This window comes from Streptomyces sp. NPDC059564 (assembly GCF_042735575.1).
Taxonomy (GTDB): Bacteria; Actinomycetota; Actinomycetes; order Streptomycetales; family Streptomycetaceae; genus Streptomyces.
In genome coordinates, this window is the sequence record NZ_JBHWBP010000443.1 from 1 (window position 1) to 5,543 (window position 5,543).

Below are 5,543 nucleotides of genomic sequence, written 5' to 3' on the forward strand. Positions count from 1 at the left end.
GATGGGTGCGCCGTTGAGGGACCGGCCCGCCACGGAAGGACGATGAGACTGACGGGAAAGCCCCAAACCGTCCCTGATCCGGACCAGCCGAAACCCCGCCGATCCCCGACCCCGCCGATCCCCGACCCCGCCGATCCCCGACCCCGCCCGCCCCTTGACCTAGTTAGTGATTGAGCACTAACTTCGAAGCATGGCAAGGATGAGCGCAGAAGAGCGGCGCGAGAGTGTGATTCGGGCGGCGGCTCGGGAGTTTGCCCTTGGGGGGTACTACGGGACCTCCACCGAGGCGATCGCCAAGCGGGTCGGCGTTTCGCAGCCGTACCTCTTCCGGCTCTTCCCCAACAAGCAGGCGATCTTCCTCGCGGCGGCCTCCCGGTGCATGGAGACCACCCGGCGGGTCTTCGCCGAGGCGGCCGACGGGCTGGAGGGTGAAGAGGCCCTGCACGCCATGGCCGGGGCGTACACGCGGCTGATCGCCGAAGATCCGCACGTACTGCAGATGCAGCTCCAGATGTACGTCACCATCGCCTCCGCCGAGGCGGCCGGCGACCACGAGCTCGGCGAAGTCGTGCGGGCCGGCTGGCTGGAGTTGTGGGACACCGTCTCGCTGCCGCTCGGCGGTGACGTCGAGGAGACCACCACCTTCATGGCGTTCGGGATGCTCATCAACACCCTCGCCGCCATGGGGTTCCCGCCCGGTCACCGCATCTGGGAGGGGCTCTACCCGTCCGCCCGGGCCAAGGAGCCCGTGGGGAAGTCGCCGGAAAGTCCTGTCGAGTAGGAAGTGGGCCTCGGGATCTCCGGGGACGGCGGCTCGCCGTCGCCCGCACCAGGGCCCCTTCTGCCCGCAGAAGTTAGTCAGCAATAACTAACTAGCAAACCCCAGGGGGAAACGTGAACCAGCAGAGCGAGCAGAACCGGAACGACCAGCCAGCTCAGCCCACCCCACCCACCCACCCCGACCGACTCGGCAAGCCCGCCGTCTGGGCCCTCGTCCTCACCGGTGTCGCCAGTTTCATGGCCGCCCTCGACAACCTCGTCGTCACCACCGCCCTCCCCGCCATCCGCGCCGACCTGGGCGGCAAGCTGGAGGACCTGGAGTGGACGGTGAACGCCTACACGCTCACCTTCGCCGTCCTGCTCCTGTTCGGCTCCGCGCTCGGGGACCGCTTCGGCCGGCGCCGGCTCTTCATCGCCGGGCTCGCGATATTCACCGGCGCCTCCGCGGCCGCCGCGCTCTCGCCCGGCATCGAGGCGCTCATCGCCGCCCGCGCCGTGCAGGGCCTCGGCGCCGCCGTCATGATGCCGCTGTCCCTCACTCTGCTCACCATGGCCGTCCCGGCCGCCCGCCGCGGCATGGCCCTCGGGATCTACGGGGCCGTCGGCGGCCTGGCCGTCGCCTGTGGTCCGCTGATCGGGGGGAGCCTCACCGAGCACATCTCCTGGCAGTGGATCTTCTGGCTCAACGTGCCGATCGGCCTGGCGCTGCTCCCGCTCGCCCGCCTGCGCCTCGCCGAGTCCACCGCCCCGAACTCCCGCCTCGACGTCCCCGGCACCCTCCTCATCAGCGGCGGGCTCTTCGGGATCGTCTACGGCCTGGTCAACGCCAACGCCCACGGCTGGACCAGCGCTCCGGTCCTCACCGGCCTGATCGCGGGCAGCGCCCTCGTCGGCGGCTTCATTCACCACGGCTTCCGCAACGCGAACTCCATGCTCCCCATGCGGCTCTTCCGTAACCGGGGTTTCTTCGGCATCAACTTCGCCAGCCTGCTGATGTACCTCGGCATGTTCGGCTCGATCTTCCTGCTCAGCCAGTTCCTCCAGGGCGTCGCCGGCTACTCGCCCACCCAGGCCGGGCTGCGCATGCTCCCCTGGACCGGCATGGCGGTGGTCGTCGCCCCGATCGCGGGGATCCTGTCCGACCGGATCGGCGGCCGACCCGTCGTCGTCGCCGGGCTGGCCCTCCAGGCGGTCGGCCTCGGCTGGTTCGCGACGATCCTGAGCACGGACGTCTCCTACGTCGCCCAGCTCCCGGCCCTGGTCCTCAGCGGGATCGGCATGTCCCTCTACTTCGCCCCGGCCAACAACGTGCTGATGTCCACCGTCACCCCCGCCGACCAGGGCAAGGCCTCCGGCGCCAACAGCGCCCTCCGCGAGGTCGGCGGAGCCCTCGGCGTGGCCGTCCTGGCCTCGGTGTTCTCCGCCCGGGGCGGCTACGAGACCCCGCAGGCCTTCACCGACGGCACCGTCCCCGCCCTGTGGATCGGCGCCGCCGCGGTCGCCCTGGCCGCCGGGCTGGCCCTGCTGCTGCCCCGCAGGCCCAAGGCCTCCCCGGAAACCGCCCCCGCCCCGGCCCCCGCCGGGACCCTGGACAAGGTCCCCGCCGCGGGCTGACCCCACCGACGCGTACGACCCGAACGAAGGAGCAGCCGTCATGCCCGACATCCCCTGGTCCACGCCCACCCCCGCGGCCCCCGACGCCGAGGTCCACGTCATGGCCTCCCGCTTCGAGACCGCCACCCTCACCGGCGCCGTGAAGTTCTTCCTCCGCGCGCCCGGCATCATCCTGCAGATCCGCAAGGCCCCCGGCGCCCACGGAGCCGCCCTGCGCGCCCGCGTCACGCGCCGCACCTTCCTCACCCTCTCCGCCTGGGAGGACCGCGACGCGCTCTACCGCTTCGCCCGCAGCGAGCCGCACCGCTCCAGCTCCCGGGCCGCCGCCGCCCACATGAAGGACTCCGCCTTCGTCCACTGGACCGTGCCCGCCCGCGAACTCCCCATCAGCTGGGAGGAGGCCGAGCGCCGTCTGGCCCAGCAGGAGCAGGCGTACTGAGTGCCCCGCCGGGATGCGAGGGGGACGGACCGTACTCTTGTGCACGTGCAGGAACTCCACGATGCCCCCCTCGCCCCGCTGACCACCTTCCGCCTCGGCGGCCCCGCGGCCCGGCTGGTCACCGCGACCACCGACGCCGAGGTCGTCGACGCCGTCCGCGCCGCGGACGCGAGCGGTACCCCCCTCCTGATCATCGGAGGCGGCAGCAACCTGGTCATCGGCGACCAGGGCTTCGCCGGGACCGCCCTGCGCATCGCGACCACCGGCTTCACCCTCGACGGCACCACCCTGGAACTCGCCGCCGGCGAGAACTGGAGCGACGCCGTCGCCCGCACCGTCGAAGCCGGCCTCGCCGGCATCGAATGCCTCGCCGGGATCCCCGGCTCCGCCGGTGCCACCCCGATCCAGAACGTCGGGGCGTACGGCCAGGAGGTCTGCGACACCATCACCGAGGTCGTCGCGTACGACCGCACCAGCGGCGAGACGGTCACCCTCGGCGCCGCCGCATGCGACTTCCGGTACCGCAACAGCACCTTCAAGGACCAGCCCGACCGCTACGTCGTCCTGCGCGTGCGCTTCGCCCTGGAGGACGCGGGCGGCCTCTCCGCCCCGGTCAAGTACCCGGAGACGGCCCGCGCCCTCGGCGTCGAGGCCGGAGACCGCGTCCCGGCGGCCCTCGCCCGCGAGACCGTCCTGCGCCTGCGCGCCGGCAAGGGCATGGTCCTCGACCCCGCCGACCACGACACCTGGTCCGCCGGATCCTTCTTCCACAACCCGATCCTGACCGAAGAGGCCTACGCCGCCTTCCTCGCCCGCGCCCAGGACCGCCTCGGCCCCGACACCGCGCCGCCCGCCTACCCGGCCGGCGAGGGCCGTACGAAGACCAGCGCGGCCTGGCTGATCGACAAGGCCGGCTTCACCAAGGGCTACGGCAGCGGCCCCGCCCGCATCTCCACCAAGCACACCCTGGCCCTCACCAACCGCGGCGAGGCCACGACCGAAGACCTCCTCGCGCTGGCCCGCGAGGTCGTCGCCGGAGTCCACGCGGCGTTCGGCGTCACCCTCGTCAACGAGCCGGTGACGGTCGGCGTCCGCATCTGACATGCACTGCCCCCTGCACGGGGCCGGTACGGACCCCACGCGCCTGGTGGGCCGCGAGATCAGCCGGGTCGTCGCCTCCTGGCACATCTGCGAGGGCGAGCGCTCCGAGGCGCCGCTCGACGTCTGGCTGATCGACAGCTCCGGCGAGTCCACGCGGATCACCACCGGCTCGGACCAGTGCCTCATCGTCGAGTCCGGCGCGCCCCACGAGCCCGTCGACATGGGGGAGTGGGGCCGGATCGAGGTCGGCGAGGACCTCGGCGACCACCCCTTCCTGCGCCACCTCGGCCAGACGGTCGCGACCGTCGCCGAGTACGCGCTGCCCGAGCAGGGCCGCACCCACCTGGAGATCGGCTTCCCGGACGGCCACCGGGTGCGGGCCGACTGCTACGAGGGGGACCTGCGGCTCACCCGTTGAGCCAGTGGTCGATCCCGTCCAGCAGCTTGGCCTGTACGTCGTCGGGCGCGGCCGAACCGCGCACCGACTGGCGCGCCAGCTCGGCGAGCTCCGCGTCCGTGAACGCGTGGTGGCGGCGGGCGATCTCGTACTGGGCCGCGAGCCGGGACCCGAACAGCAGCGGGTCGTCCGCGCCGAGCGCCATCGGCACCCCGGCCTCGAAGAGGGTGCGCAGCGGCACGTCCTCGGGCCGCTCGTACACGCCGAGCGCGACGTTGGAGGCCGGGCAGACCTCGCAGGTGATCTGCCGGTCGGCGAGCCGCTTGAGCAGCCGGGGGTCCTCGGCGGCCCGGACGCCGTGCCCGATGCGGGAGGCGTGCAGGTCGTCGAGGCAGTCGCGGACGGAGGACGGGCCCGTGAGCTCGCCGCCGTGCGGGGCCGCGAGCAGGCCGCCCTCGCGGGCGATGGCGAAGGCCCGGTCGAAGTCGCGGGCCATGCCGCGGCGCTCGTCGTTGGAGAGCCCGAAGCCGACGATGCCGCGGTCGGCGTAGCGGACGGCCAGGCGGGCCAGGGTGCGGGCGTCCAGGGGGTGTTTCATGCGGTTGGCGGCGATGACGACCCGCATCCCGAGGCCGGTCTCCCGGGAGGCGCAGTCCACCGCGTCCAGGATGATCTCGACGGCCGGGATCATCCCGCCGAGGAGGGGCGCGTACGAGGTGGGGTCGACCTGGATCTCCAGCCAGCCGCTGCCGTCCCGGACGTCCTCCTCGGCCGCCTCGCGGACCAGGCGCCGGATGTCCTCGGGCTCGCGCAGGCAGGAGCGGGCGGCGTCGTAGAGCCGCTGGAAGCGGAACCAGCCGCGTTCGTCGGTGGCGCGGAGCTTGGGCGGCTCCCCGCCGGTCAGGGCGTCGGGCAGCCGGACGCCGTACTTGTCGGCGAGCTCCAGCAGGGTCGACGGTCGCATCGAGCCGGTGAAGTGCAGGTGGAGGTGGGCTTTCGGCAGAAGCGTGAGATCGCGTACGTGCTCCATTGCTTGATCCTGCCGTACCGCTGCGCTCGGCGGGAGGGGTTTTTGCCGAACGGGGGCTTGCGCGAACGCGTGAGCGGGGCTTCGGGCGGGGTGCGGGGCCGCTGCGCGGGGCCTCCCGGGCACCGCCCGGACCCGGGGCCCCAAAACCCGGGGGGGGGGGAAATCGGGGGGGCGCCCCCGCA

The 5,543-nt window shown here is 72.8% G+C and carries 6 protein-coding genes; 5 read left to right on the plus strand and 1 reads right to left on the minus strand.

Translation table 11 applies throughout. From position 1 onward, the window contains the following. The first annotated feature begins 190 nt into the window (after positions 1 to 190). The 5 genes from ACFV0Q_RS37700 (at position 191) to ACFV0Q_RS37720 (ending at position 4,352) form a co-directional block, all read left to right on the plus strand. Complete coding sequence (locus ACFV0Q_RS37700; RefSeq protein WP_385012034.1) at positions 191 to 781, plus strand: TetR/AcrR family transcriptional regulator; 591 nt, start codon at positions 191 to 193, stop codon at positions 779 to 781. 236 nt (positions 782 to 1,017) lie between these two features. Continuing rightward, positions 1,018 to 2,394: an MFS transporter gene (locus ACFV0Q_RS37705; RefSeq protein WP_385012043.1), complete on the plus strand. Its 1,377-nt coding sequence runs from the start codon at positions 1,018 to 1,020 to the stop codon at positions 2,392 to 2,394. 40 nt (positions 2,395 to 2,434) lie between these two features. After that, positions 2,435 to 2,833: a DUF3291 domain-containing protein gene (locus ACFV0Q_RS37710; RefSeq protein WP_385012036.1), complete on the plus strand. Its 399-nt coding sequence runs from the start codon at positions 2,435 to 2,437 to the stop codon at positions 2,831 to 2,833. Then, positions 2,834 to 3,934 (plus strand): UDP-N-acetylmuramate dehydrogenase, encoded by a 1,101-nt coding sequence (locus ACFV0Q_RS37715; RefSeq protein ID WP_385012038.1) that lies wholly within the window; start codon positions 2,834 to 2,836, stop codon positions 3,932 to 3,934. A 1-nt stretch (position 3,935) separates the two neighbouring features. Then, entirely contained in the window at positions 3,936 to 4,352 is a 417-nt protein-coding gene (locus tag ACFV0Q_RS37720; protein WP_385012040.1) for a hypothetical protein, read from the plus strand. Here ACFV0Q_RS37720 and ACFV0Q_RS37725 read toward each other — a convergent pair. After that, entirely contained in the window at positions 4,342 to 5,361 is a 1,020-nt protein-coding gene (locus ACFV0Q_RS37725) for an adenosine deaminase (RefSeq protein ID WP_385012041.1), read from the minus strand. The two genes, ACFV0Q_RS37720 and ACFV0Q_RS37725, sit on opposite strands and share 11 nt — an antisense overlap. Positions 5,362 to 5,543 lie beyond the last annotated feature (182 nt).